The following is a 25,457-nucleotide window of genomic DNA, read 5'->3' on the forward strand; positions in this document are numbered from 1 at the left end:
ATGAGTAAAAAAGTATTGATTGTTGGTGGAGTTGCAGGAGGCGCATCAGCAGCAGCCCGACTTCGGAGATTAGATGAAGATGTGCATATTGTAATGTTTGAGCGTGATCCGTACATTTCTTTTGCCAATTGCGGACTTCCTTATTATATCGGGGGTTCCATTCAGGACCGCTCCAAGCTGCTAGTGCAGACACCGGAGGCGATGCATAAACGTTTTAACATCGATGTTCGGATTCAAAGTGAAGTAGTGTCTATCGACCCCGTGAACAAAAAAGTGCGAGTAGAAAGTATAGAAAAAGGCTCCTATGAAGAGAGTTATGATGCGCTTATTTTATCGCCAGGTGCTAAACCGATTCGTCCGAATTTGCCTGGTATCGAGAGTTCCAAAATACACATGTTGCGTAACATTCCCGACACTGACAAAGTCAAAGCTAAAGTCGCTGCGGAAGGCACACGTTCGGCCGTGGTGATCGGTGGTGGATTTATCGGTGTGGAAATGGCTGAGAACCTTAGAGAAGCTGGTCTGGAAGTTTCCTTAATTGAAGCAGGACCACAAATATTAGCTCCATTCGATACTGAAATGTCTTCTATTTTGGCAAAAGAACTTGACGAGCATGGTGTTAATCTTATTTTTTCCGATATGGTCCAAGGGTTTGCTGAGGTGGGAGAACAAATACAGGTGCAATTAGCAAGTGGCACTGTACTGCAAAGTGATCTGGTTCTGCTGGCTATCGGCGTTTCTCCGGATACCTCTTTCCTGAAGGACAGTGGCTTAGAATTCGGTCCCCGTGGCCATATTGTAGTCAATGAGCGGATGGAGACAAATCTGGATCAAGTGTACGCTGTAGGTGACGCGGTTGAGGTGGTTGATTTCGTAAACGGAACAAAAACTGCCATTCCACTAGCTGGTCCTGCCAATAAGCAAGGGCGCATTGCTGCGGACAACGTCAGTGGTCTCGGCACAACTTACAAAGGATCACAAGGGACTTCTATTATTAAGGTTTTTGGAGTCACAGGTGCTTCTACTGGAAATAACGAAAAAACACTACAACGTTTGGGTCTGCCGTATCACGTGATTTATATACATCCAAGCTCACACGCAACCTATTATCCGGGGGCAACTCCGATATCTATGAAGCTGATTTTTGATCCAAAAGGTACGGTGCTAGGAGCACAAGCTGTGGGTTACAGCGGTGTAGATAAACGTATCGACGATATCGCTACAGTTATTCGTTTTAGAGGTACGGTCACTGATTTGACGGAGTTGGAGCTATCTTATGCCCCTCCTTATTCTTCCGCAAAAGATCCGGTGAACATGGCCGGCTTTGCCGCTGAAAATATTTTGCAAGGTTTGACTACGGTATTCGTCCCTAAGGATTTAGAGGGTCGTGACAAAAACAACACCATTTTAGTTGACGTACGTTCGGAAATCGAACATGCCAACGGTCATATTGAAGGGTCCATTAATATCCCTGTGGATGATCTGCGTGGTCGGCTAAACGAGCTTGACCCTAGTAAAGAAATTTGGGTGTATTGCCAAGTTGGACTCAGAGGCTACACCGCTTCCCGGATTTTGCAGCAAAAAGGTTACCGTGTGAAGAATCTGACCGGCGGTTATAAAACCTATCAGATGAGCCAATTTACGCCTAAAAAAAAAGATAACTTGACGCCAAACGTTGATACAGCCGTAGCCATTAAAGAAATCGCAGCAACGGGAGCAATGACGGAGCCTGAGACTGGGACTGGCACAGTTACACCAACCGTCAATGCTACAGCTTTCACTGCTAACTCCAGCACAATAGGTGCCCCTTCATCCAAAATAGAAACGGAACTAGCACCTGATTCCGTGCTTGATGCCTGCGGACTGTGCTGCCCAGGGCCGCTGATCCAAGTTAAAATGAGCATGGACCCGCTCTTGGACGGCCAAGTCCTGAAGGTAACTGCTTCCGATCCCGGATTTTATGAGGATATCAAGGCTTGGGCTCGTATGTCCAACCATACGCTTTTGCAGCTAACAAAGCTGCCTACTGGTATGATCGAAGCTTATCTGCGCAAAGGAGTTATCGAGGCTTCAGCATCAGCACCAACCGGAGCAGGCGAACAAGTAATTCAAACTAGCAACGCAAGCACAATGGTTGTTTTTAGCGGGGATTTGGATAAAGCGATCGCTTCCTTCATCATTGCCAACGGAGCAGCATCCAGCGGCAAAAAAGTCACGATGTTCTTTACCTTCTGGGGCCTCAATATTATCCGCAAGGATGAGAAGGTGCATGTGAACAAGAACTTCATCGGTAAAATGTTCGGTGCCATGATGCCACGCGGCAGCCGGAAGCTGACGCTTTCAAATATGAACATGATGGGCATGGGTTCGAAGATGATCCGCTCTCTAATGAAGAGCAAAAATATCTCTTCCTTGGAAGAATTGATTCAGATGGCTATCGACCAAGGTGTGGAAATCGTCGCCTGCCAAATGTCCATGGATCTTATGGGCATCACTCGTGAAGAACTGATTGACGGTGTCGGAATCGGCGGCGTTGGTTATTACCTCGGCCAAGCCGATCAGTCCGGTCATAATCTATTTATCTAAATACCTTAACATAGCAAAGAGACTCCTCTATTTAAATAGAAGAGTCTCTTTTTTATATAAAAATGAACTCACAAGAATCGGTGATATAGATTTGAATAACCAAAATGCAGAAATTGGCTGGATCTGGATACAGAATCTAAAACCTGCTATCCTATTTAATAGGCATTCATCCGAATAACGACCTATTTTAGGTGGAAAAAGGAGATTAAATGAATAACCCGATACATATTCTTGTTGCTGAGGACGACAGCGACATCAACCGATTGCTGTGCAACATTATTAAGAAAAGCGGCTACATTCCCCAACCCGCTTACTCGGGAACGGAGGCACTTCTCTATCTGGAGCAACGTCAATGGAGCATGCTGCTACTGGATCTGATGCTGCCTGGCATGTCGGGAGAGGAACTACTTGAGAGGATTGCCGGGCGGGACGATATGTCGGTAATTATCATTTCCGCCAAGGGTGAGCCCCAGACCAAGGTGTCTGCCCTACGGGCGGGGGCGGATGATTTCATTACAAAACCCTTCGATGTTGAAGAAGTCTCTGCACGGATCGATTCTCATCTACGTTTGTATTCGCGGATTGCGCAATCGGCTTTGCCTAACGTGCTCCAGCATCAGGGCCTTGTACTTCATCGAGATGCGATGTCGGTTACGGCAAATGGTGCGGAACTGACGCTCACAGCTCTAGAGTTTGAGATTCTCTCGTTACTTTTGTCGGCCCCAAAAAAGGTGTTTACGAAAGCGAATTTGTATGAAAGAGTCTGGCAAGAGCCATATTTCGGGGACGACAATACGGTCAATGTCCACATGAGCAATTTGCGCAGCAAGCTAACCAAGGCCGCACCAGGAAGCGAATTTATCGAGACGGTATGGGGCATAGGTTATCGGCTCAAGCCTTAAGACATTCTTAAGATTTGGCTTTAGCTCTTCTTATGTTTTCAATTCTATACTTGGTCTATCACGAAAAGGAGGCCAAGACGAGATGTACGAGTATGTATTAAAAACAAATCAACTATCCAAAAAGTTCAAGGGCCATACGGCGCTGGACAAAGTCAATTTGTCAATCCGTAAAGGCTCTATTTATGGTTTTATTGGGCAAAACGGAGCTGGAAAATCAACATTAATCCGGATTGTGACCGGACTTGCTTTTCCGACTCAGGGGACGATCGAGCTGTTCGGAGCCAGTGAAGAGCAGGCCTTGATCCAGGCTCGTAAGCGAATCGGCTCGATTATCGAGAGCCCCGCTTTGTTCCCCCATATGACTGCAAGCGAAAATTTAGAAGCAAACCGGATTCTACGCGGTATTCCCGGCAAAGATTGCGTTCCTAGAATGCTAGAACAAGTTGGACTGCAGGGCGCTGGCAAGAAGAAAGCCAAAAATTTCTCACTTGGAATGAAGCAGCGGTTAGGTCTTGCCATCGCCTTGCTGGGAGATCCAGAATTTCTGATTCTGGACGAGCCGACCAATGGGTTGGATCCAATGGGTGTCGTCGAAATGCGCGAACTGCTCAAGCGACTAAACCGTGAGCTTGGCATTACGATAATGATCTCAAGTCATATTCTAAGTGAGCTGCATTTAATGGCAAGTCATTATGGCATTATTCATCGCGGTCAGTTGCTTGAACAACTCACTGCGGAGGAATTAAACGAGAAATGTCAGCAGTATTTGTTTATCAAAGTGGATGATCCGGGCAAGGCAACAGCCGTCATTCAGAACGAGCTGGGTACGGCCGATTTCGAAGTGATGCAGGATGGAACCATCAAGTTGTATAGCCGCATTGAGCAGCCAGGCAAAGTATCAACAGCGTTATTCTCTGCCGGCCTCGAGATCGAGAAGTTTATGCCTATGGGTGAAGACTTGGAAAGTTATTTTACGAAGCGAATTGGGGGGAATCCAAATGTATAATCTGATCAGAGTTGAGTTTTTCAAGCTCCGTAAGAATAGATCATTTTGGACTTTTCTATTGGCACTTTCCGTCCTCTCACTTGCTTACCCATTGCTATATTATTTTGATCATCGGTCCAATGGGGAACCTCAGATCACCGGTGCTGAATTTCTGACTACCTTTATTTCAAGCAATGCCTACATTATTAAATTCGGCGTAGCCATTCTGGCTGGATTCTTTATCTCTAACGAATATTCCACAGGGGTCATGAAGACGATCGCATCTTCGGGCAACACCAGAGGCCGGCTGTTCGCGGCAAAACTAATCGTATTCGCAGTTGGGGCCATGGCGATTTCGCTCGTCTTTCCTATTGTCAGCACAGTCGAAGTCACGCTGCTTTCGGGCTTCGGTCATCTGCCAGAAGGAAGCACTACACTTTTTATACCGCGAGCCCTCGGGCTAACCCTGTTGTACACAGCTGGTTACGCAGCCATCGGGGCGCTGTTCACCGTAATCCTAACCGACAGCGGCAAAACTATCGGCTTCTCAATGATTTTCTTCCTTATGATTGATACGGTTTTGGCTAGTATAGGTGCAAAGATCTCTTTCTTTAGTAATTTGTATGATTATTCCATCTTCAAACTGGTGAGCGATATCGGTAAGCCCAGTATCGACAGTGGAGATTGGCCAGCGCTTTTACTTGTACCGTTGTTGACAATAGCCGTTTCCGGGGTACTCGGTATTCTCGTATTCCACCGAAAAGAAATCAAATAACAAATAGGAGGTGCAGGAGAGTGTTGTTTATTCTGACAATCATATTGTTTGCGGCAGGAGCTCTCCTGCTTTTCCGTTTGTTGATTTTAAGGCGAGAGCTAGGGCGGATAACAGAGCAATTGCATACCTACAATGAGCGAGCAACCGGTAAAAAAATTGATGTGGCTCTATTCGACCAGAAGCTTGAGGCGCTTGCGGGACAAATCAATCGTCAATCTGATTTAATCGTCGAAGCGGATGCCCAGCGAAAACGTGTCGAACAAGAATTCCGTCAGGCTGTTGCGAATATTTCACATGATATCCGTACACCCCTCACCTCCATCTTCGGTTATATTCAACTGTTGGAGGATGAGTCTATTACCCCTGATGAAAAGCTTGAATATGTTGCCATCGTTAAAAATCGGACGAAACGGCTGCAGGCGCTGCTGAATGATTTTTTTGAGCTTTCCTTGATCGAATCGCTAGATTATCCTCTACATACCGAAAAGCTTGGGATGACGGCCCTGCTCTCGGAAATTCTGGTCGGATTTTACGATTCCTTCAACGAACGCAATATTACACCGGATATACGGCTACCTGAGGAAAATGTATCCGTATACGCCGATGAATCCGCTGTGCGGAGAGTTGTCGAGAATTTACTTGTCAATACGGTCAAACACGCGACCGGGTATGTGGAAATCCGTTTCGAACGACGGCAGGAAACAGCTGATTTAACGATAGTAAACGATGCGAAGGAACTAGCCGGAAGCGACGTTAACCTCTTATTTGACCGATTCTATACCGCAGACCGTACCCGATCTTCTCAAGCCTCCGGGCTGGGTCTCTCCATCGCCAAAAGTCTGATGAATAAAATGGGTGGCACGCTGACAGCCGAACTGGAGGATGAGCAGCTGATAATGACCTGCCGTTGGAAACTAGGTGATGCCGGCATTAGCTTGGCTACTTAATTCATTTTATATTTGGTCTAGACTAACCATTGTTCTAACCCGTTTATGGAATGTAGCCCATTCCCGATAGCCAATGGCCTGCAGGTTTTTCCGGACTTCTTCGAACTGATCTCCCACCCGTTCGGGTTCATGTGCATCTGATCCAATCGTGACCTTCACACCATGAAACAGAGCTCTTTCTAGAAAAGCCGTATCTGGGACACAGTTATCGTCAGAAGTATTAATTTCGAGAACTACGTCACTTGCTGCAACGGTTTGCAGGGTGAAATCCAGCGCTTCTGTCCACAAGCCGGAATAACCGGGAAAATACCGCTTTAAAGCATCCACATGGCCTAGTATGTCGTATAAGCCACTTTTAGCCGATTGAGAGACATAGTCATAATACAGATTTTTGGTCGCAAGTTTCCCCGCCTGATCCAATCCGTCCCAGTATTCTCCATCGTAAATGCTGATTCCGCCGAAATTATGAATCGAACCAATCACATAATCAAAGGGATAACTGGCGATGACACTACGATATATATCCAGGGAATCAGGCAAAAAGTCCGCTTCAATCCCCAGCATTACATCAATCTGTCCCGCAAATTCTTTTTTTAAAGCTAGAACCTCATCCACGTATGCAGGAAATTCACTCTTCGCCATAGCTCCTCCGGGCCAGGGCAGGTCTTCCTCCAGCGCAAATGCAGGAGTATGATCTGAGATTCCAATAACCTGTAATCCCTTTTCAATGGCTGCAATTACATAATCTCTTACTGTTCCTGTTGCGTGCCCGCAACGATTATGATGTGTATGATAATCAAACTTCATAAGTTCCCTCCAGGTAATAAACTTTTTTATGATTCGCGTTAACCTTTCGATCCAGAAATAACAATTCCTTGAATAAATACTTTTTGAGCAAAAAAGAACAATAACAGCAACGGAAAGACGGTTACCACAGATGCTGCCATCAACAGATTCCATGGTGTTTGTCCATATGCGGCTGTGAAATTTGCTAATCCTAGTGAAAGAGGATATTGACTGCTTTCACTTAAATAAATAAGTGGACCAAATAAATCATTCCAACGGGACATGATTTCTAGAACAGCCGATGTAGCGAGCGCCGGTGCCGACAAGGGCAGGAGAATTCTCCAATACATGACTAGATGTCCTCCACCATCTATCTTAACTGCCTCATCCATTTCCCTAGAGATCCCAAGATAGAATTGGCGTAACAAAAAGATAACAAATGCACTGCCTGTAAATGCCGGAACGATAAGCGGCAAATAAGAATTTGTCCAATGAATTTGATTAAATAACAAATATTGAGGAATCAAAGTCACTTGTGACGGGATCATCATTGTGCTGAGTACAAGCACAAACAGAAGCATATTTCCACGGGCACGAAGACGAGCGAACGCAAACGCAGCCATAGAGGAGGCAAGCACAGTCCCAAATACTGAGATACATGTGTAGCCTACCGAATTCAATAAATATCGCCCCATTGGAGCATCTATGAAAATTTGCTTATAATTACTCCATTGAATAGAGGATGGCAGCCATATCATCGGGACTTTATGAATGTCGCCCATGGTTTTTAGCGAGGTGACCAACATCCAGAATAACGGGAATGCGAAAAGAATAACGCCGCCATAAAGGATTAGATATAACAGTATCTTCTGAATGGGCTTCAGCTTGCCGTGTAAAAAACTTCGCTGTCTCATGATGTGAATCCCTCCTATCTTTTAGAGTCATATTCATAGTGGACAAACCGCTTCGAACTCCACATGAATACAAGAGTCAGTGTAAAAAGGATGATAAATAGAATCCAGGCCTGAGCAGAGGCATAACCCATCCGAAATTGTTTAAAGGCTGTATCAAACAAGTAGTATACATAGAAATATGAACTCCAGTCCGGTCCGCCTTTCGTAATGACGTAGGATTCAGTAAATACTTGCAGGGAAGCGATCATTGCAATAATCGTATTGAACAAAACCACCGGCGAAATGAGCGGAAGTGTAATTTTGTAGAACTTTTTCCACACACCTGCTCCTTCGATTGACGCCGCTTCATATAGATCACTCGGAAGAGATTGCAAGGAAGCTAGGAATATCACCATGGTTGAACCTGACGCCGTTAATTGCATCAGAACCATAGATGGGACGACCGTCCCCGGGCTCGTGAACCAGCCTGGACCTTCCACACCAAACCAGTCATAGAGTAAGGAATTGACTACCCCGAAGGTCGGGTTAAGCAGCCAAGACCACAGGAAAGACACAGCCACCCCGGAAATAACACTTGGCGCATAATACAGCGTACGAAGTAATGACTGTCCTCGAACCTTCTGATTCAGCAGCAGGGCAATCACCAACGAAGATACAATGGTAAAGGGTACGGACAATAAGGAATAATAGATGGTGACAGATAACGATTTGTAGAACAGCCTATCCTGAAATAACAGCCTGAAATTATCAAACCCTATAAATTCAGGAGACGAAATTACATTGTATTCGGAGAAACTTAACATTAGCGACACGATGATCGGTCCGCCAGTAAACAATATGAAACCGATAAACCACGGCATAATAAACATCCAGAAGGCGCGTTCCTCCCGCTTACTCTCAGTTGCCATTCGCTTCATGAATCATCCTCCTTACGCGGCCGGCTAGTCTGCGATTAGCGGCCGCTTATCCTTCCAGTTCTAGTTAATCCAGTTTGAGTGAACGGAGGTTCTGATCCACTTCCTTCAGTCCATCTTTCAAATCTTTACTTCCATTCCATACAGAAGACATGGTCTGGTTCATGGTTTCTAGAATCGTATTGAACTTTACGATCAGATGATTTTCAGCTTCACGTCCATACTTAATAGCACCCTCATGGACTTGTTTGAATTCCGCTTTATCCATCCCAATCTGCGAGGATATTTTTTCGTACCACAGTTCAAACAAGCTGCTGTCCGCTGGCGTTCTACCGACATCATTCATATAGCGATAGGCGCCTCCATCGGTTTTGGGATCGGCCAGATATCTGACAAATTCCCAGGCTTCATCCGGATGTTTACTTGAGTTTGAGATGCTCCATGGGTCCACAAAAAGTGTCACTTTGCGGCCATCATGGTAGGGAACAGCTGCGACACCCCAGCGAAAGTCCGCTTTTTCATAAGAACCCAATCCCCAACCTCCATTAATGTACATGGCAACTTTCCCCGTCATGAACACATCTCCAAGCTGAGCCGCGGCAGACACAGTCTGTTGGTCCGGTGCAACCTTATACTTGTTAATTAAATCGAGGTTAAATTGTAACGCTTCAATATTTTTGTCATTAAGTAGATCCGGCTCCCCCATAACCCCTGAGGTATACGCTTCTGGCTTAAAAAAATCACCGCCAAATGACCAAGCCATAGCATTCGGACTAAGGCCGCTTGCAAATCCGAATACCTGCTTGCGTACATTACCTACATCATGAGAAAGCTTTTGAGCAATTTCTAACATTTTATCGTAGTTCCATGAAGTGTCATCCCAGTCCGTTGTTGGATAAGGAATACCCTGCTGATCGAATAAATCCTTATTGTAAAACAGATACGTCGCATTGCTGACAAGCGGAATTCCGAAAAATTTATCATCAATTTTATATACATCCAGCAAATCCTTATCCATCGTATCCAGCTCTGGAGCCCCTTTTTCAATGTAAGGCGTTAAGTCCTTCAGGGCACCCATCTTCATATAAGTAGCAAAACCGCTGTCCGCCTGGTTCGGATTCCACACATCAGGAGCGTTGCCGCTTGAGATCATAGTGGTCAACTTCTGATCGAACTGATCATACGGAATATTCTCAAGATGAACTTTAATATTAGGATGAGTGGCTTCGAACGAAGCGATCGTCTCGTCTTGCCAAGCTTTTTTATCCGGATCTGCAGCCATCACCCAATTAATCTCTACTGTCTCTCCCTTATTACTCTGCACACCTGAAGGGTCGATAGTAGATTCCTTATCACCAGATCCGGCACATGCCGACAATGACATTCCGAGAACTGCAACGGGTAGAAATGTAGAAAGAAGGTTCTTTTTTAAGAATTGAGATTTCATTTTTATGTCCCACCTTTTTTCATTTTTCGTTTAAAATCGTTCAAAGTATCTCTAATTTCAGCATAAGTTTACATATAGATTACACAATTCGATAATTTAGATAACATTCTAATTTTCTCTTCACACCCCCTTTGCTAAACCATTCGGAACAACTTCATCATAGCGTCTAAAAATATGATTTTCAGCACATATATTCACTAAATATATTGTTTTTCTGCATATATTCTTGTTAATATAGTTGACATACAACTGAATTGGGAGGGATAGCAAATGGAAACCAATTTTTATGAAGTACAAAAATTCGACATCAGTCGAGAGAAAAAAAGTCAATCCAGCATGCCTACACGACATTACCATAACGGTTATGAGGTTTTTTACATGGTTTCGGGGGATATTTGCTATTTCATAGAGGATAAGGCTTATCAGGTTGTCGGGGGTTCTCTATTGCTGATTGACATCAATAAAATTCATAAGCTTGTCAATTCGAGTGGGGAGACCTTTGAACGAATAACACTTGTATTTAAACGCGAGTTCCTCGAAGATCTGTTTCCGAACAATAAGACGCTTGATTTGCTGTCCACTTTTACACGAGATTGTCATCTGCTGCGATTTAATGGCTCTGAACAAAACTTTATCGAGAAATTATTCAATAAAATGGTCTCTGAATTTACGAAGCAACCTCCCGGCTATGAATTCTATCTAAAAACACTTATGTTTGAGCTGCTTATTTATATTTATCGCCACCAGGAAGCGATGCCTCCTGCAATCACTGAAGAAATCAGTGTAGTGAACAAAAAAATATTTGAAATTGTTGACTATCTCAACCGTTATTACGACCAACGTCATTCCATACGCGATATTGCCAACAGATTCTATATCAGTCCTTCCTACTTCTGCAAAACTTTTCGTGATAGTACAGGCTTCACCTTTACAGAATATTTGAATAATGTGCGGATAAAGGAAGCTCGTGCCTTGTTAATTAATACTGCCTTTAAAGTAGCCAAGATAGCTGAAAATGTTGGATTTGATAATATGACTCACTTTGGTCGGGTATTTAAGGAAATCACCGGGCTTTCTCCATTAAAATACCGCCAGACTTATAAAATAGAGAGTCCATGATGTATCTACGAAAAAGGAGCAGCTGCAATCATTTTTATTACAATATCCACACCAAAAAGACTCCTCTATTTATATAGAAGAGTCTTTTTTTGTTGCGACAGGCTAACGGATTATGTTTAAAATCTAACTCAGTAAGTTTAGGCTTGCTTCTTCAAGCGATGGTATAAGAAATTTATGATCGATTGGCGATGACATCACGATTAGAATCGTGTAGGTACCGTATTTATCACATTGATTTCCGAACTCCTCGAGGGCTCGTGTAGAGTCGGTTACTACTTTCAATAAGTAGTTGTGTTCCCCACTTATACGGTAACATTCGACGACATCAGGACTTGAGCGGCAGAAATCAAGGAATGCATTACAATCCCTAGAATGAAATAACATGTAGGCAGCAGCATGTTTCCCAATCTTTTCAGGAGAAATTATGGTGCGATATTCGCTGATGATGCCTTTTTCCTCCATACGCCTAACTCTCTCCGTAACCGCAGGTTGCGATAAACCGACACATTTCCCCAGCTCTGTCATAGAAATTCTTGCTTGATTTTGAAGATGGAAAAGAATTTGCTTATCAACATGGTCCATCAAAATCGCCTCCTTTAAATTTAAGGTGTTCTATATTAACTAGCCTGTAATTAACCGTTATAAGGCTAATTTAACTTAGTTGCCTTATGTAATCAAGATAACTCGTTATATATAATAACCCTACATAGTAAAGTGTTCCTGGCTTTAACTATTCCGAAGGGATGAAGACAGATGAGTATATTGGATTCAAACAAAATAAATACAGAATGTTTATCAGGTCGCATCGATAGAGTAATCGATCGAACCCTCGCTGACAAGCGTTTGGTCGGTGCTGTCATTAAAGTAATGATAGATGGGGAACTGGTTTATAGCCGTGCTGCCGGTTTTGCCGACCGCGAGATAGGCCGACTTATGCGAGAAGATGCCTTATTCCGGCTAGCTTCAGTTACTAAACCTATCGTTTCAACGGCAGCCCTAGTATTAGTTGCGCAAGGTCGTCTACAGCTGGACGACCGCGTTGATCGTTGGCTTCCAGAGTTTCAGCCGCGTTTGCAGAATGGCGAGTTCGCGACCTTGACGATTCGTCATTTGATGACGCACACCGCAGGCCTGTCTTACCGATTTTTTCAAGAAGAGAAGGGTTCCTATCAGTCAGCAGGGGTATCAGATGGTATGGATCAGCCCGGCATCACGTTGGAAGAGAACCTGCGTCGTCTTGCCTCTGTCCCCCTCCTTTATACGCCAGGTACCGAGTGGAAATATTCCATCGCGACAGATGTACTGGGAGCAGTAATTGCAAAGGTCACAGAAACACCGCTTAGTGAAGCTGTACATTCACTCGTGACAAAGCCGCTTGGCATGAGCGACACGGGTTTTATTGCAGTTGACCGAGAACGGCTGGCCACTTCCTATGCCAATGATACTCCAGAGCCACGGCCCTTACTTGAGCCCGACAGTATTGCCTTTGTGGAGGGAACGGCTGGGTTCCTGCTTGCCCCTAGCCGAGCATTTGACACTACTGCCTATCCTTCTGGAGGATCTGGCATGGTCGGCAGCGCCGGAGACTTTTTGCAACTGCTGGAAACATTACGTAAGGGCGGAGCGCCGCTGCTACCAGAGTCACTGGTTCACGATATGACGACCAACCAGATCGGTGATCTGCCAATGGCCTTCTGGCCAGGACGAGGCTTTGGCCTAGGCATTACGGTACTAAAGGATCCTGTCGCCGCAGACACTCCGGAATCCCCGGGTACTTGGCGCATGGGTGGCACTTATGGTCATTCGTGGTTCGTCGATCCGAAGCAACGCCTCAGTGTCGTGGCTTTCACTAATACTGCACTGGAAGGCATGTCGGGTCAGTTTACTGTTGACCTTTGTGATGCCATTTATGACAGACGTAATAAATAGAGCAAGAACACAAGGTGCCTGGGTCCGGAATAAACCGGCCTAGGCGCTCTGTCTAGTAGACCTATTCGTCGTGTGTATCATTGAGTTTGCTAAAATTATATAAGAGAGGGGCTTCTCTATGAGCCAAAACACATCTTCTGCCACACAAAGTGCCTCCAGCACTCCCTCTTCTGAACGTCTGCCATGGGCTGGATTACTCGCCCTAGCTATGACGGGGTTTATCTGTATTCTTACCGAAACGATTCCGGCCGGCTTGTTGCTCCAAATAGGTGACGGGCTTGGAGTCTCCGAGGCCCTTGCAGGTCAACTTGTCACTTTGTACGCCCTGGGTTCACTGTTGGCGGCGATCCCCTTAACTACCGTGACGCGTGGATGGCGGCGGCGACCACTGCTACTAATGTGCATCCTTGGTTTTCTCATATTCAACACCGTCACCACTTTTTCTTCCAATTATATACTTACGCTGACAGCTCGGTTCTTCGCAGGCGTATCCGCTGGAGTCTTATGGGGGATGATAGCAGGTTACGCCCGGCGCATGGTGCCGGAGTCACTCAAGGGACGAGCAATGGCGGTAGCCATGGTTGGCACGCCTCTCGCTCTGGCACTCGGTGTCCCTGCGGGAACACTTCTTGGCACCCTTGTAGGCTGGCGCTCTATCTTCGGGATCATGTCGCTATTGGCTCTGATGCTAATCGCTTGGGTGTTTTGGAAGCTACCGGACTATCCAGGAGAGGCCCCTGATAAGCGACTCCCTCTCTACAAGGTTTTTGTTATTCCGGGGGTACGGCCGGTACTGTTTGTTGTTCTGGCATGGGTACTGGCACACAACATCTTGTATACCTACATTGCCCCTTATCTTACTCAGGCCGGGCTAACCCAGCGCGTTGACTTGGTACTGCTTATTTTCGGCATTACAGCGCTTGTTGGCATCTGGGTCATCGGTATTTTGATCGACCGCAAGCTGCGTCCATTGGTTCTGATCAGCCTCGCTGCTTTCGCCTTGTCATCCATTGTACTAGGCATTAGTAGCAGCCAGCCCGTAGTGATCTATTTAGTGGTTGGTGTATGGGGGTTGACGTTTGGAGGAGCGGCTACTTTGCTACAGACAGCCGTTGCCGAAACCGCTGGCGAAAGTGCAGATGTGGCCCAATCGATGTTGGTGACGGCATGGAACCTAGCTATTGGCGGTGGCGGCGTGATGGGCGGGATTCTTATTGAAACACTTGGTGTCCGCTCCTTCCCGTGGGTAATGTTTATACTATTGATTCTTGCGCTGCTAGTAGCGTGGCATGCTAAAGATTACGGATTTCCTTCAAGGAAGCGTTAAGCACACACATAAGAAATCCTGCCACAATCATCGAGTTTACAGATAACAGTAGCTGAACAAGAGATTTTTTAAAAAATAAGCCAGTGGTGCATATTAGATAGGACTAATATATGCCACTGGCTTTCTTATATTAGATTTTATAAATTCAACCCTTGATAAATTCTTGCAGATCCTTGGCCGAATTACAGATCTGTGATCGCTGCCAGAACGGTATTATTGAAATAATCAACATACATATTTTTAAATGGCTTCTGGTGATCCAGCTCTACGGATAAATGAACCGTCACCGTCTGATAAATCGGATCCACACAGAGGAATGGACCTGCCGCCCCCCAGTGTGAATAGGCATCAGGAGAGAGCAGATCTCCGCCGTCACGCTTCGTGCCATTAATCGCCCATCCGTATCCCCAGTACGCTTCAGGAAAAACTTCATCTCTATATTGTGAGGATACGCCCGGAATTTGATTGCGGGTCATTTCTTTTACTGTTACCGGACTAAGGAATCGTACTCCGTTATAAATTCCACCGTTAAGGAACATCTGGCCAAAAACAGCCAAATCCATAGCCGTTGAGTAAGCGCCGCCCCCCGCAGATACAGAATTCAAATTGTATTCGCTGTCTACCCATTCCGCGCATGCTGCCTCAGGAGCACGTCTAACTACTCTGTTCCGCACTTCCATTGGCACATGATAATATGTATTTTCCATTCCCAGCGGTTTAAAAATGGTTTCCTTTACGAATACATCATAAGCTTGTCCACTAACACGCCGTATGATTTCACCCAACAGCTCATAACCATATCCACAGTAAGACATCACAGTACCTGGCTCATGGCTAAGTGGTGCATCATAACCGCCATATAAGTAACTATGCAGTTCTGGATCTTGATTAGGTTCGTGTGGAGGATATTCCTCTTGCGCCTGTTTGGCAATTCCATTAGAACGAATCACATCAACCTCAATTCCAGAGGTATGTGTCAACAAATGATGTACGCATACCTTTGTTTTGTTTTCCCCTGTAAATTCGGGGATGTAATCAGAAACCGGCCTATTTAGACCCACTTTCCCTTGTTCCACTAACATCATAATAGCGGTTGCAGTAAATAGTTTTGTTATGGAACAGAGTGGAAATATAGCATCCGCGGTTAATTCCGCTGCGTCTGCTTCAGGGCCTGTTTTTCCATTCGCTTGATGGACCAGCAGCGTCCCCTTTCTCGCAGCAACAATAACTTGCGCAGGTGTGATATTGTCTTCAACCATTTGCGCGGCGGCTGTACGAATGCGCTCCACACCAAAGGCCGAGACACCCGCCTGTTCTAAAGAATTAAATACTAACCCTCTCATCGGTAGCCCTCCAATATGATTCATTTAATATATATATAAACTATTATACAAATATATTAAATAATCCTGCTAGCTTACTATTATCCTGTGCCTGAATTGTTGCTAAAGCTGACCCCGGCTTCTCCCGAAAATCAGCTTAGCTTTGTTTTACTAATTGACCGCTACCTTAAAAGCATCCACATTAAATGTTGTCCCGTTGATGGATAATGTGGCATTGTAATAACCCCGATCGCCATTTGTTTTGCATTTATATTCCCCGGAACATCCGCATACAAAAAATTTAGTTTTGTTGTAACCGGGATATATATTACTAAGTTTTTGGTAAAACAGATGTCCATGATGCGTAAAAATAGCTAGCACCTTATCTCTCACTTTTGTAGGAATGGATGAAAAAAACTTATTCGTCTCCGATGCGCTTAATACATGGGTTGGGTCCACCGTAATCCCGCTCACTTTGAGGGGCCAATGAAAATCTATAATATAATAAAAACTATCATCTAAATTTTTCAACAAATTTATACTACCCGGAGTGAACCGTCCAAGCGCACAATTAAGCCATACATACTTGACCTTCCCCTGAGTACCCGGGAAATTCATTTGCCCTTCAACAGCACCTAAATATTGTCTGAATAAGGACTGTGTACTTGCCTCCCAATTTCCTATAGATGCTTTATAAGGAATACTCCCGAGCGTGCTTGTTACCGTATCCTTGAAGTCCTTGTAGTAAGCATTCGCATTATTTCCATGATTAGCTCCCGCTTGCGTATTATCTCCTCCAAAAATAACAAATCTCTTATTCCCGCTATTCACAGCTTTAGGCAAAAGATTCCTAAAAATGCTTGCGCTGTTTCCATACCCCACATGACTATCACCAATAACCGCAAAGTTAATGATTTGTGCTTTTGCCTTAAGAATTAAACTACGTTTAGGCTGCAGTCTGGAGGCAGGTCTTCTTCTCCTACTAGGTTTCACCTGTCTTTTCATCTTAGATTCACCTCTTTTAAAATGGATGAAGGATCATAGTAGTATTTATATTCGCTTTACCTTAGGGACTCTTGGACCAATGGATTCATCTAGGAGATTAGTTTCTCTTATACTTTGTGGTCATTTATGCGGCTTGTCCCAAACGGGAGATGTTATAATTAGTCCCATAGAAATGAATAATATAATACCATTCATAGACTTATTTATTGATTAAGAAATAAATAAGCATATAGAAAAATCAAAAAGAGGTAACTCAGAAGCCACGAATGGCTATTGAGTTACCTCTTTTAGTTAGAACACTCTACTTAAATCTTCATATCCTTACCAGTATAATCTACAAACATGAAATGACCTTCCGGTGTTGTCCGCTTCTCGATCAAGTCCATGATGCCCTCAGCACTTTGGGTCGGATTCGTTGGCGCCTCTGCCCCGCCCATCTCCGTATGCATCCAGCCAGGATGTACGCCGAGTACTTGTACCCCGCGTTCTTTTAAATACACATGCAGCTGCTGTGAGAACATATTAAGTGCCGTTTTGGAGATGGAATATGGATAGTCTCCCGAATAAGCATTAGTAATGCTGCCTGCTTCCGACGATATATTGATAATCGAAAGTTTGGGTTCAGTGAGCAGCGGCAAGAAATGCTTAACCACCCGCATCGGTCCGTAAAGATTAATATCCATCGTGGTAAGCATATCTTGGAAATCCAGCTCTTCAATCTGTGTGTCCCTGGCGGTCAACACCGCCGCATTATTAATAATGGCACCAAGTGTCCGGCCTTGTCCTTGCAGATTCGCAGCAAGCGCCGCGATTCCTTCTTCATCCGTCACGTCCAGCGCGGCCACAGTCAGCTTCTCGCCATAGGTCGCAGCAAGCTGGGATAGTGCTGTTTGTTCCTGATCAGGACGGCGAACCCCGGCAATGACTCCATGCCCCCGCTTCAATGCCTCAGCCGCCAGCTCATAACCCAATCCACGTCCGGCACCAGTAATTAGTATATTCACTATAAATCCTCTCCTTTATCCTTATCGTTCTCCAGCAGTTCCACAATCATCTTTAACTCCTTGAACGTGTCCAGATAAGCATAACGCCCCCCGGTATACTCACCCTTTTGCTGGAGTGGGAACCCTTTGCCTTCGAGCAGCGTAATCTTCTCCTTCATTCCTTCAACCACAAAAGCAATATGATGAGGTCCCTCACCATGCTCATTCAAATAATCACGCCACGTACTGGGCTGCTGATCTGGCTCAATCAGCTCAAGCTGCAGGGAGCCCATATCAAAAAAAGCCAGCTTAGCCCGCGCCACCGTCGCCTCGCCATTATACCGAGTCTGCGCCTTATCTTCTGTATCTGTAACGATAATTTCCGGCTTCTCCAGTCCAAAAAACTCCGCATAAGCCGTGCTTACCTTTTCAACATCATTCACCAAAATTCCAATCTGCGTAACAAAATGATTCCCAAGCCATCCTGACATGTACTCTACCTCCCATTTGTCTGACAAGTCCACCATACCGATTCTTTGAAAAGGCTGTCAAGCCTGAAAATAAATCGCTCCGGGCCAGTGAAAATTATCCAGAGAAAGTCCAGCCGACTTCGGCGCTATCATAGGCATTTATACCTCTCCAGATGCCGCAACTGGTTAAGAATATTTGGTGCGTGATGTTACTTTTTGTTTCGGTTAATGACCAATTCGGTTATAGAATGAAAAGTTTAAATTAACAAAAGGGGTGAGGAACGATGGACCATAGAAAAAGATCACGCCTGATGCAGCAGTTTATTTTTGTCGGGCCAACTTCCTTGTTTTTCTTTATTATTGTGCTGATTCCTTTCTTTTTGGGACTCTATTATTCATTTACCAGCTGGAACGGAATCTCGCGGCATGTCGAGTGGACCGGACTGCGGAACTATCTACATATTTTCACCAAGGATCCTTCCTTTCTTAATTCATTCTGGTTCACGGCGAAGTTCACTTTCTTCGGTCTAGTGCTGACCAATCTGCTTGGCTTCGCACTCGCTTATGTGCTGACGCGTAAACTGTTCACACGTAATGTCCTGAGAACGGTATTTTTTGTACCGCATGTCATTGGCGGACTTTTGCTCGGGTTTATTTGGCAGTTTATTTTTGTCAGAGGATTCTCCTCTATTGGGCAGGCCACCGGCTGGTCCTTCTTTAATCTTCCATGGTTAGGCACCGGAGGGACAGCATTCTGGGCGATTGTTATCGTATTTGTCTGGCAAAATGCGGGATATCTGATGGTGATCTACATCTCTGCTATCAACAATGTTCCCCAAAGCCTAATTGAAGCGTCCAAAGTGGATGGAGCCGGACGTTTTCAGGCCTTGCGCCATGTCACTCTTCCACTGGTCATGCCCGCTGTAACTGTTTGTCTATTTCTATCTATCTCTTGGTCCTTTAAGCTGTTTGACCTCAACCTGTCGCTGACCAAGGGTGGACCCTTTAAAGCTACCGAATCTGTAGCCTTGAATATTTACAATGAAGCCTATACCATCAGTCGGTTCGGAATGGGCTCGGCCAAAGCGATGGTTTTCTTCGTCATCGTGGCTTTGATTTCCCTATTACAGGTTAGAGCAACCAAGAAAAGAGAGGTGGAGCTGTAATGGAGACTACCGCCAAGAAATTTAATGTTCCCCTGCTTCTCATCGAAGTGATTGTAATCCTGCTGGGACTTCTATTTTTAGTGCCATTTTACTTTTTGCTGGCTAACTCAGTGAAAAGCTATAGTGAAATACTATCAGACTCTGCTGCGCTGCCTTCAGCACTCCAGTGGAGCAACTACGCGGAAGCTTGGAAAGCTACCAATTTCCCTCGCGCTTTCCTGAACTCTTTTATCATCACGGTGATTAGTAATATTCTGCTAGCATTCCTTTGCTCCATGTGCGCTTACAAAATGGTCCGCAACAACAGCTTGTATAACCGTGTGCTTTATATTGCACTAGTAGCCGCCATGGTTATCCCATTTCAATCTATTATGATCCCGCTGGTGCAGGTCGTCAGCGGTTTGGGCGTCATGGATTCAACCGCCGGTTTGATTTTAGCCTATCTTGGGTTTGGCGCCCCAATGACTGTTTTTCTATTCCACGGCTTCGTCAAATCGGTACCTCTCGATATCGAGGAGGCCTCAAGAGTAGATGGCAGCAGTCCTTATGGTACCTTTTTCCGGATTGTACTTCCGCTTATGCAGCCGATTATCGTCACTGTCATCATACTGAATACCCTGTGGATCTGGAATGATTACTTGATGCCATCGCTAATTTTGCAGGATCCGGTGCTTCGCACCATTCCTATCGCCACTTATAGCTTTTTCGGACAATATACGAAGCAGTGGGATTTGGCGCTTCCAGGACTTGTACTAGGGATTACGCCGGTGGTCATCTTTTTCCTAGTGATGCAAAAATATATTATTGAAGGCATTGCCCAAGGCTCCGTGAAGGGCTAACGATACATGTTGCTTTCAGCCAGAGAGGATGAATGAATATGAGAACAAAACGTGGAATTCTCCTCGCATGCTCCCTGCTGCTGGCTGCCCTGACAGCCGGTTGCGGACGCAGCAGCGACAATGCAGATGGAGTCAAAACCGTACACATCTACCAGTTCAAGGTTGAAATATCTGAAGCGCTGGCTTCGCTCAAGACTGAATTTGAGAAAGAACATCCCGAGATTAAGCTTGAGGTACAAAGCGTGGGTGGCGGGACCGATTATGGCGCCTCGCTGCGTGCCAAATTCTCTTCCGGAGATGAGCCGGATATCTTCACCATCGGCGGCAACAATGAACGTGATATGTGGCTGGAATATCTGGAGGACCTGAGCGGCGAAGCTTGGGCCAAGGATGTAAAGCCACTCGCAGCAGAACAAATGACCATCGATGGCAAACTCTATGGGATGCCGATGAATCTGGAAGGATACGGCTTCATCTATAATAAGGATCTATTTAAGAAAGCCGGAATCACCGAGAAGCCATTAACGCTAACCGCTCTGCGCGAAGCCTCCGAGAAGTTAAAAGCGGCAGGCATCACACCTTTTGCGAATGGTTACCAAGAATGGTTCGTGCTTGGCAATCATAATGTAAACGTACCTTTCGCCCAGCAGCCTGATCCGGAGGCATTCATCGCCGGACTTACAGACGGTTCCAAAACCTTCGCCGGAGACCCTATTTTCTCCAAGTGGATCGATCTACTTGACCTTACTGTAGAGTACGGCAATAAGAACCCGCTCTCGACCGACTATAATACTCAAGTCACTATGCTAGCGAGCGGCGAAGCTGCGATGATGCAGCAGGGTAACTGGACACAAGGACAGATCGACGGCATCGATCCCAATCTTAATCTGGGCCTCCTGCCCATGCCCATTGACGACACTCCCGAAGACAACGACAAGCTTTATGTAGGCGTACCCAGCAATTGGGTTATCAATAAAAACTCTCCCGTTAAGGAGGAGGCCAAGGTCTTCCTGAATTGGCTCGTCACCTCCGAGACCGGAAAAAAATATATCACCAAGGAATTCCAATTCATCCCTGCGCTCGACAACATTAAGGGAACCGAAGAAGATCTTGGAGCACTAGGTGCTGAGGTGCTGGCCTATACCGATAAAGATCAAGCGCTGACCTGGAACTGGACCCGTCTGCCGAACGGGATGCCACAGGAATTATCCAGCAGCATACAAGGGTATCTCGGCGGCAAGCTGACCAAAGAAGGGATGTTGAAGGAATTCCAAGTCAACTGGGATAATCTCAGTGTGCAGTGATTTACCTGCTCTAAATACGACAAACAGCCGCGCAACGATGCATGGCTGTTTGTTCGTGTTCATTTAATTCCTCTCCGTTCATTAGTCGGAACCCGTTGCTAGTTCGCACGCAGCATACTAATTTGTCTGGCAAGATACACAGGCGTATAGGGCATGTCATCTCGGAGCCAAGAAATAACCGTGCCGATTAGAGCTGCTGAACCGTACCAAACGGCAATGTCCTTCTGTATCGGCGTCTTTGAATGATCAGCAGTCCCCTCCTTTTTCTCCTGGTGCGCAGAAATGATTTCCGCCATCAAATTAAACAGGCGATCTGTAAAAATCGGGCTTCGTTTGGATGTGAGTATGACCTTGTAGAATTTTGCATTTTCCGCAATATGCTTAAGCAGACTTTCTAATATCCTCAAATTCTCTTCATCAACCGACTGGTGATGGTTGTCATCGTTGTTCACCACTTGTAGAATGTCCTCCACCATCTCATCCGCCATCTTTTCCAGCATATCCGGGAGATCCCGATAGTGCAGATAAAAAGTAACCCGATTGATTTTAGCCCGCTCTGCAATACGATTTACTGATATTTTCTCAATATCCATTTCCTCAAGCAATTCAATCACAGCATCTCTAAGCAATTGACGTGTTCGAAGTACCCGGGGATCTGTACGTTGCGTTGTGTTATTCATCTTGTACTCTCCAATCTTTTACTTTCATATTGTAAGCTACATATTTTAGATAATTGTTGTTTTTTAAAAAGAAAAAACTACATTTTTAGAACGAATGTAAACTACTTTACATTTTTTCGCAAATTGTTGCTTGATTACATGAAAATTTCATTTATAATCTAATTCATGCATTGTAAACTATACAACACACTGTAAATTTAGTCCATGATCGACGAGTTGAAAGGATGGAGTGGAGTGAGTACAAAGACAGAAGTAACAAGCAGTTCCGTGAAAAAGGGCCCCATCTTATTCATTATGATTTTGGGCGCCTTTCTTGCGACACTGAATCAAACGGTAATGAGCGTTGCCGTTCCGGAGTTAATGCATGATTTTAATATCTCGGCGGCTACAGCTCAGTGGCTGACAACGGGGTATATGCTGGTTAATGGTGTTCTAATTCCAATTACAGCTTATCTAATGCAACGATTTACGACGCGAGAGCTTTTTCAAGCTTCTATGTTTATATTTTTGGCTGGAACGATCGTATCGGCCCTCGCGACAAACTTCCCTGTTCTGTTGACCGGGCGTATGATTCAGGCAGCTGGTGCCGGGATTATCATGCCACTGCTCACGAATGTCATCTTGACCCTGTTCCCTCCTGAAAAGAGAGGGGCTGCCATGGGGATGGTAGGGCTAGCCATTATTTTCGCACCTGCGATTGGACCTACTCTGGCTGGATATATTTTGGAACATTATTCTTGGGAGACTATGTTTTATGGCATGATTCCTTTGACCGTCATTGTAATCATATGCGGATTTATTTATTTAAAAAATGTATCAGAACGCATCTTTCCCAAGTTGGACATTGTTAGCGTAACTCTTTCTACCATTGGTTTTGGAACCTTGCTGTATGGCTTCAGCCGCGCTGCCAGTGCAGGCTGGTCGAGCGCAGAAGTGTTATTGTCTTTAGCAGCAGGTGTGCTTTCCCTTGGCTTATTTACTTGGAGACAGCTGGCTTCCCAAAATCCACTGCTTGATCTCCGGGCCTTTAAATACAATATGTTCTCCTTAACGACTGTCATCAGTATCGCAGTTACAATCGTGATGTATGCGGATATGATGCTGCTGCCTCTGTACCTGCAGAATGCCCGCGGTTTTACAGCGATGGAGTCCGGTTTGCTGCTGCTTCCCGGTGCACTCGTAATGGGATTGTTGATGCCGGTAACCGGAAAGCTGTTCGACCGGTTCGGAGCGAAATGGCTCGCCATCATCGGATTATTAATTACAATTGCAACGACTCTAAGCTTTGTGAACTTAACCGACTCAACCAGCTACATGTATCTGGTATACATGTCAACAGGCCGCCGGATCGGGATGGCTCTCCTTCTCATGCCTATACAAACCTTGGGTCTAAATCAACTACCCGCCAAGCTTAGTGCGCATGGTACAGCGATTTCAAATACCATTCGACAAGTAGCTGGCGCCGTCGGGACTTCCCTGCTCGTCACCGTAATGACGAGCCGTACTACAACGCATATGAAGGATATGCTGGCCTCTGGCAGCACACAGAACGGAACACAGGAACATATGATTATGGAAGCATCCATTCAAGGGATCAATGATTCCTATCTAGTGATTGTGGGAATTGGCATCCTCGGTCTGCTGCTATCTTTCTTTATTAAACGTGTTGGGCAAGCGCCTGATCCTGAGCAAGAACCCAAAGTGAAGCTAAAAAAAGTCATTGCCAAAGAAGCTTGATATATAGAAGTTATCAGCACTGTTTAAGAATCATAAAAAAGAGATCAACGATGAATGACATCGTTGATCTCTTTTTAGTTTGATCTTTATTACAACAATTAGCGACCAAACCATCTGCTAACTTGCATAACTATTTCAGTTTAAAATAGATGGACCTTTTGTCGGACTCAAGCTTGCTATCGTTTCTATAAAGAACAAGGTTGTTCTCCTTGCCTTTGATTATTGGCAGAATAACTTTACCCGAAGCTTCAAAAGAACCCGGTTTACTTGGGGTGACTTCAGGAAAATCAGCTAACAACTTTTCGATATTTTCTCCGAGAGATCCCTCAAAATAATCACTAGAGCCACCAATATAGTACTGTCCACTGGATGTTTCTACCCCCCAAATGGTAGGTGTAAAACTTGAAAGGAACTTCCGCCCTTGGTCCTGACTACCTTTTACAAGAGTGGCGTTCTTCACCTTAAGCGTTACATCAAGCAGGACATAATCTACAGCTACATCGGGATCAGTGACATGTTCCTCAAACCCAAGAGCATGTAATTGTCCGAGAGTAGTCGACGTAACCTTATTGATAGTGAAAGTATATTGAACAGATGTTGAATCACCTTTAGGGCTATAATTGTTATCAAGGTCCGTATAAGTAAAAGAAGTACCTAACTTCACTGCATCTGCAAACGAAGCGCCGCTGTTACTGGAAGTCGTAGCGGAAGATGAGGCAGCAGGCTTTGGTGTTGCCTGCGGTGTGGACTCGGTTGCAGGCGGAGTAGATACGGTTGCTGGCTTCGCAGTAGCTTGTGCAACGGTATTGTCCTTATCCGGGACAACGGATGTAGATGTTCCGCCGTTCGCCGATGTGATCACAACAGCTTGACGACTGTTATCCCATTTCACGGTTGCCCCCAGTGCTTCAGATACAGCCTTGGCGGATACATAGCTATGTCCCTCATAGATAATTGGGTACATTGTTCCTTCACTACTTGACAGGTTCACTTTCTGATTATCCACTTCAATGCTGATGGCCGCATTCTGATATGCAGAAATCTTCTTCAATGTCGTGTCTGCGTAAGCGACTGCACCCACAGCCAACAGCATTGAGCTAACTGTAATAATTGACATGACTTTTTTACTTGTTACCTTTAGCATCTTACACTCTTCTTTCATGTTTATGTATATGAATCTCGAAAATTATATCACTTTATATCGAATATTGTAAATATTGGAATGATAGGATATTCGTTCTTTATTTGTGAATACTTAAAAAAGACACATTTCCATTGCCAACGCCACATTTCGCTTTTAATCTCCTAAATAGCGTGAAT

Annotated in this window: 23 protein-coding genes; 12 read left to right on the top strand and 11 right to left on the bottom strand. The window is 45.0% G+C overall.

Annotation, left to right across the window (positions count from 1 at the left end; genetic code table 11):
• From MKY63_RS02955 to MKY63_RS02975, 5 genes are all read left to right on the top strand, one after another.
• Nucleotides 1-2,586, top strand: coding sequence for an FAD-dependent oxidoreductase (locus MKY63_RS02955; RefSeq protein ID WP_036675737.1), 2,586 nt, complete (start codon nucleotides 1-3; stop codon nucleotides 2,584-2,586).
• 209 nt (nucleotides 2,587-2,795) lie between these two features.
• Nucleotides 2,796-3,488, top strand: coding sequence for a response regulator transcription factor (locus MKY63_RS02960; protein WP_036675739.1), 693 nt, complete (start codon nucleotides 2,796-2,798; stop codon nucleotides 3,486-3,488).
• A gap of 82 nt (nucleotides 3,489-3,570) precedes the next feature.
• A complete protein-coding gene (locus MKY63_RS02965; RefSeq protein WP_036675740.1) occupies nucleotides 3,571-4,494 on the top strand; it encodes an ABC transporter ATP-binding protein in 924 nt (307 codons plus the stop codon).
• Nucleotides 4,487-5,248, top strand: a complete 762-nt coding sequence (locus MKY63_RS02970) for an ABC transporter permease (protein ID WP_036675742.1) — start codon at nucleotides 4,487-4,489, stop codon at nucleotides 5,246-5,248. The genes MKY63_RS02965 and MKY63_RS02970 overlap by 8 nt, the downstream gene beginning before the upstream one ends.
• Nucleotides 5,249-5,268: 20 nt before the next feature.
• The gene (locus MKY63_RS02975; RefSeq protein WP_036675743.1) at nucleotides 5,269-6,195 is read left to right on the top strand and encodes a HAMP domain-containing sensor histidine kinase; all 927 of its coding nucleotides are present in this window, start codon (nucleotides 5,269-5,271) and stop codon (nucleotides 6,193-6,195) included.
• Nucleotides 6,196-6,201: 6 nt separating this feature from the next.
• Here the strand turns inward: MKY63_RS02975 and MKY63_RS02980 are convergent, their stop codons facing one another.
• The 4 genes from MKY63_RS02980 to MKY63_RS02995 form a co-directional block, all read right to left on the bottom strand.
• Nucleotides 6,202-7,002: a histidinol-phosphatase HisJ family protein gene (locus MKY63_RS02980; protein WP_036675745.1), complete on the bottom strand. Its 801-nt coding sequence runs from the start codon at nucleotides 7,000-7,002 to the stop codon at nucleotides 6,202-6,204.
• Nucleotides 7,003-7,040: 38 nt separating this feature from the next.
• On the bottom strand, nucleotides 7,041-7,895 hold the full coding sequence (locus MKY63_RS02985; RefSeq protein WP_036675746.1) for a carbohydrate ABC transporter permease: 855 nt from the start codon (nucleotides 7,893-7,895) through the stop codon (nucleotides 7,041-7,043).
• A 14-nt stretch (nucleotides 7,896-7,909) separates the two neighbouring features.
• Nucleotides 7,910-8,812 (bottom strand): sugar ABC transporter permease, encoded by a 903-nt coding sequence (locus tag MKY63_RS02990; protein ID WP_036675748.1) that lies wholly within the window; start codon nucleotides 8,810-8,812, stop codon nucleotides 7,910-7,912.
• A 64-nt stretch (nucleotides 8,813-8,876) separates the two neighbouring features.
• Nucleotides 8,877-10,256 (bottom strand): sugar ABC transporter substrate-binding protein, encoded by a 1,380-nt coding sequence (locus tag MKY63_RS02995; protein ID WP_036675749.1) that lies wholly within the window; start codon nucleotides 10,254-10,256, stop codon nucleotides 8,877-8,879.
• 270 nt (nucleotides 10,257-10,526) lie between these two features.
• On the opposite strand from MKY63_RS02995, the gene MKY63_RS03000 reads away from it, so the two are divergent.
• Nucleotides 10,527-11,375 carry an AraC family transcriptional regulator gene (locus MKY63_RS03000; protein ID WP_036675751.1) on the top strand — a complete coding sequence of 283 codons (849 nt, stop codon included), beginning with the start codon at nucleotides 10,527-10,529 and terminating at the stop codon, nucleotides 11,373-11,375.
• A 123-nt stretch (nucleotides 11,376-11,498) separates the two neighbouring features.
• On the opposite strand, the gene MKY63_RS03005 is transcribed toward MKY63_RS03000, so the two are convergent.
• Nucleotides 11,499-11,957, bottom strand: a complete 459-nt coding sequence (locus MKY63_RS03005) for an Lrp/AsnC family transcriptional regulator (RefSeq protein WP_036675753.1) — start codon at nucleotides 11,955-11,957, stop codon at nucleotides 11,499-11,501.
• A gap of 171 nt (nucleotides 11,958-12,128) precedes the next feature.
• Here MKY63_RS03005 and MKY63_RS03010 point away from each other — a divergent pair, with 171 nt between their 5' ends.
• Nucleotides 12,129-13,304: a serine hydrolase domain-containing protein gene (locus tag MKY63_RS03010; protein ID WP_051490868.1), complete on the top strand. Its 1,176-nt coding sequence runs from the start codon at nucleotides 12,129-12,131 to the stop codon at nucleotides 13,302-13,304.
• A gap of 118 nt (nucleotides 13,305-13,422) precedes the next feature.
• A complete protein-coding gene (locus MKY63_RS03015) occupies nucleotides 13,423-14,631 on the top strand; it encodes an MFS transporter (protein ID WP_076144493.1) in 1,209 nt (402 codons plus the stop codon).
• A gap of 182 nt (nucleotides 14,632-14,813) precedes the next feature.
• Here the strand turns inward: MKY63_RS03015 and MKY63_RS03020 are convergent, their stop codons facing one another.
• From MKY63_RS03020 to MKY63_RS03035, 4 genes are all read right to left on the bottom strand, one after another.
• Nucleotides 14,814-15,974 carry a serine hydrolase domain-containing protein gene (locus MKY63_RS03020; RefSeq protein WP_076098874.1) on the bottom strand — a complete coding sequence of 387 codons (1,161 nt, stop codon included), beginning with the start codon at nucleotides 15,972-15,974 and terminating at the stop codon, nucleotides 14,814-14,816.
• 150 nt (nucleotides 15,975-16,124) lie between these two features.
• Nucleotides 16,125-16,958 carry a metallophosphoesterase gene (locus tag MKY63_RS03025; RefSeq protein ID WP_036675754.1) on the bottom strand — a complete coding sequence of 278 codons (834 nt, stop codon included), beginning with the start codon at nucleotides 16,956-16,958 and terminating at the stop codon, nucleotides 16,125-16,127.
• Between the two features lie 305 nt (nucleotides 16,959-17,263).
• Nucleotides 17,264-17,962: an SDR family oxidoreductase gene (locus tag MKY63_RS03030; RefSeq protein ID WP_036675756.1), complete on the bottom strand. Its 699-nt coding sequence runs from the start codon at nucleotides 17,960-17,962 to the stop codon at nucleotides 17,264-17,266.
• Nucleotides 17,962-18,432: a VOC family protein gene (locus MKY63_RS03035; protein ID WP_036675758.1), complete on the bottom strand. Its 471-nt coding sequence runs from the start codon at nucleotides 18,430-18,432 to the stop codon at nucleotides 17,962-17,964. Before MKY63_RS03035 ends, MKY63_RS03030 begins: the two co-directional genes overlap by 1 nt.
• A gap of 263 nt (nucleotides 18,433-18,695) precedes the next feature.
• On the opposite strand from MKY63_RS03035, the gene MKY63_RS03040 reads away from it, so the two are divergent.
• Genes MKY63_RS03040 through MKY63_RS03050 form a run of 3 tightly spaced genes read left to right on the top strand, consistent with a single transcriptional unit; the run spans nucleotide 18,696 to nucleotide 21,720 of the window.
• Nucleotides 18,696-19,577, top strand: coding sequence for a sugar ABC transporter permease (locus MKY63_RS03040; RefSeq protein ID WP_036675760.1), 882 nt, complete (start codon nucleotides 18,696-18,698; stop codon nucleotides 19,575-19,577).
• The gene (locus MKY63_RS03045; protein WP_036675762.1) at nucleotides 19,577-20,416 is read left to right on the top strand and encodes a carbohydrate ABC transporter permease; all 840 of its coding nucleotides are present in this window, start codon (nucleotides 19,577-19,579) and stop codon (nucleotides 20,414-20,416) included. The genes MKY63_RS03040 and MKY63_RS03045 overlap by 1 nt, the downstream gene beginning before the upstream one ends.
• Nucleotides 20,417-20,454: 38 nt before the next feature.
• Entirely contained in the window at nucleotides 20,455-21,720 is a 1,266-nt protein-coding gene (locus tag MKY63_RS03050; RefSeq protein ID WP_036675764.1) for an ABC transporter substrate-binding protein, read from the top strand.
• Nucleotides 21,721-21,818: 98 nt separating this feature from the next.
• Here the strand turns inward: MKY63_RS03050 and MKY63_RS03055 are convergent, their stop codons facing one another.
• Complete coding sequence (locus MKY63_RS03055; RefSeq protein WP_036675766.1) at nucleotides 21,819-22,400, bottom strand: TetR/AcrR family transcriptional regulator; 582 nt, start codon at nucleotides 22,398-22,400, stop codon at nucleotides 21,819-21,821.
• 294 nt (nucleotides 22,401-22,694) lie between these two features.
• Between MKY63_RS03055 and MKY63_RS03060 the strand changes: the two genes are divergently transcribed.
• On the top strand, nucleotides 22,695-24,137 hold the full coding sequence (locus tag MKY63_RS03060) for a DHA2 family efflux MFS transporter permease subunit (RefSeq protein WP_235219372.1): 1,443 nt from the start codon (nucleotides 22,695-22,697) through the stop codon (nucleotides 24,135-24,137).
• A 130-nt stretch (nucleotides 24,138-24,267) separates the two neighbouring features.
• On the opposite strand, the gene MKY63_RS03065 is transcribed toward MKY63_RS03060, so the two are convergent.
• On the bottom strand, nucleotides 24,268-25,281 hold the full coding sequence (locus MKY63_RS03065; RefSeq protein ID WP_051490872.1) for a stalk domain-containing protein: 1,014 nt from the start codon (nucleotides 25,279-25,281) through the stop codon (nucleotides 24,268-24,270).
• Between the last annotated feature and the right edge of the window lie 176 nt (nucleotides 25,282-25,457).

It is taken from the genome of Paenibacillus sp. FSL R7-0189 (assembly GCF_037969925.1).
In the GTDB taxonomy this organism is placed as follows: Bacteria; Bacillota; Bacilli; order Paenibacillales; family Paenibacillaceae; genus Paenibacillus_AQ; species Paenibacillus_AQ odorifer.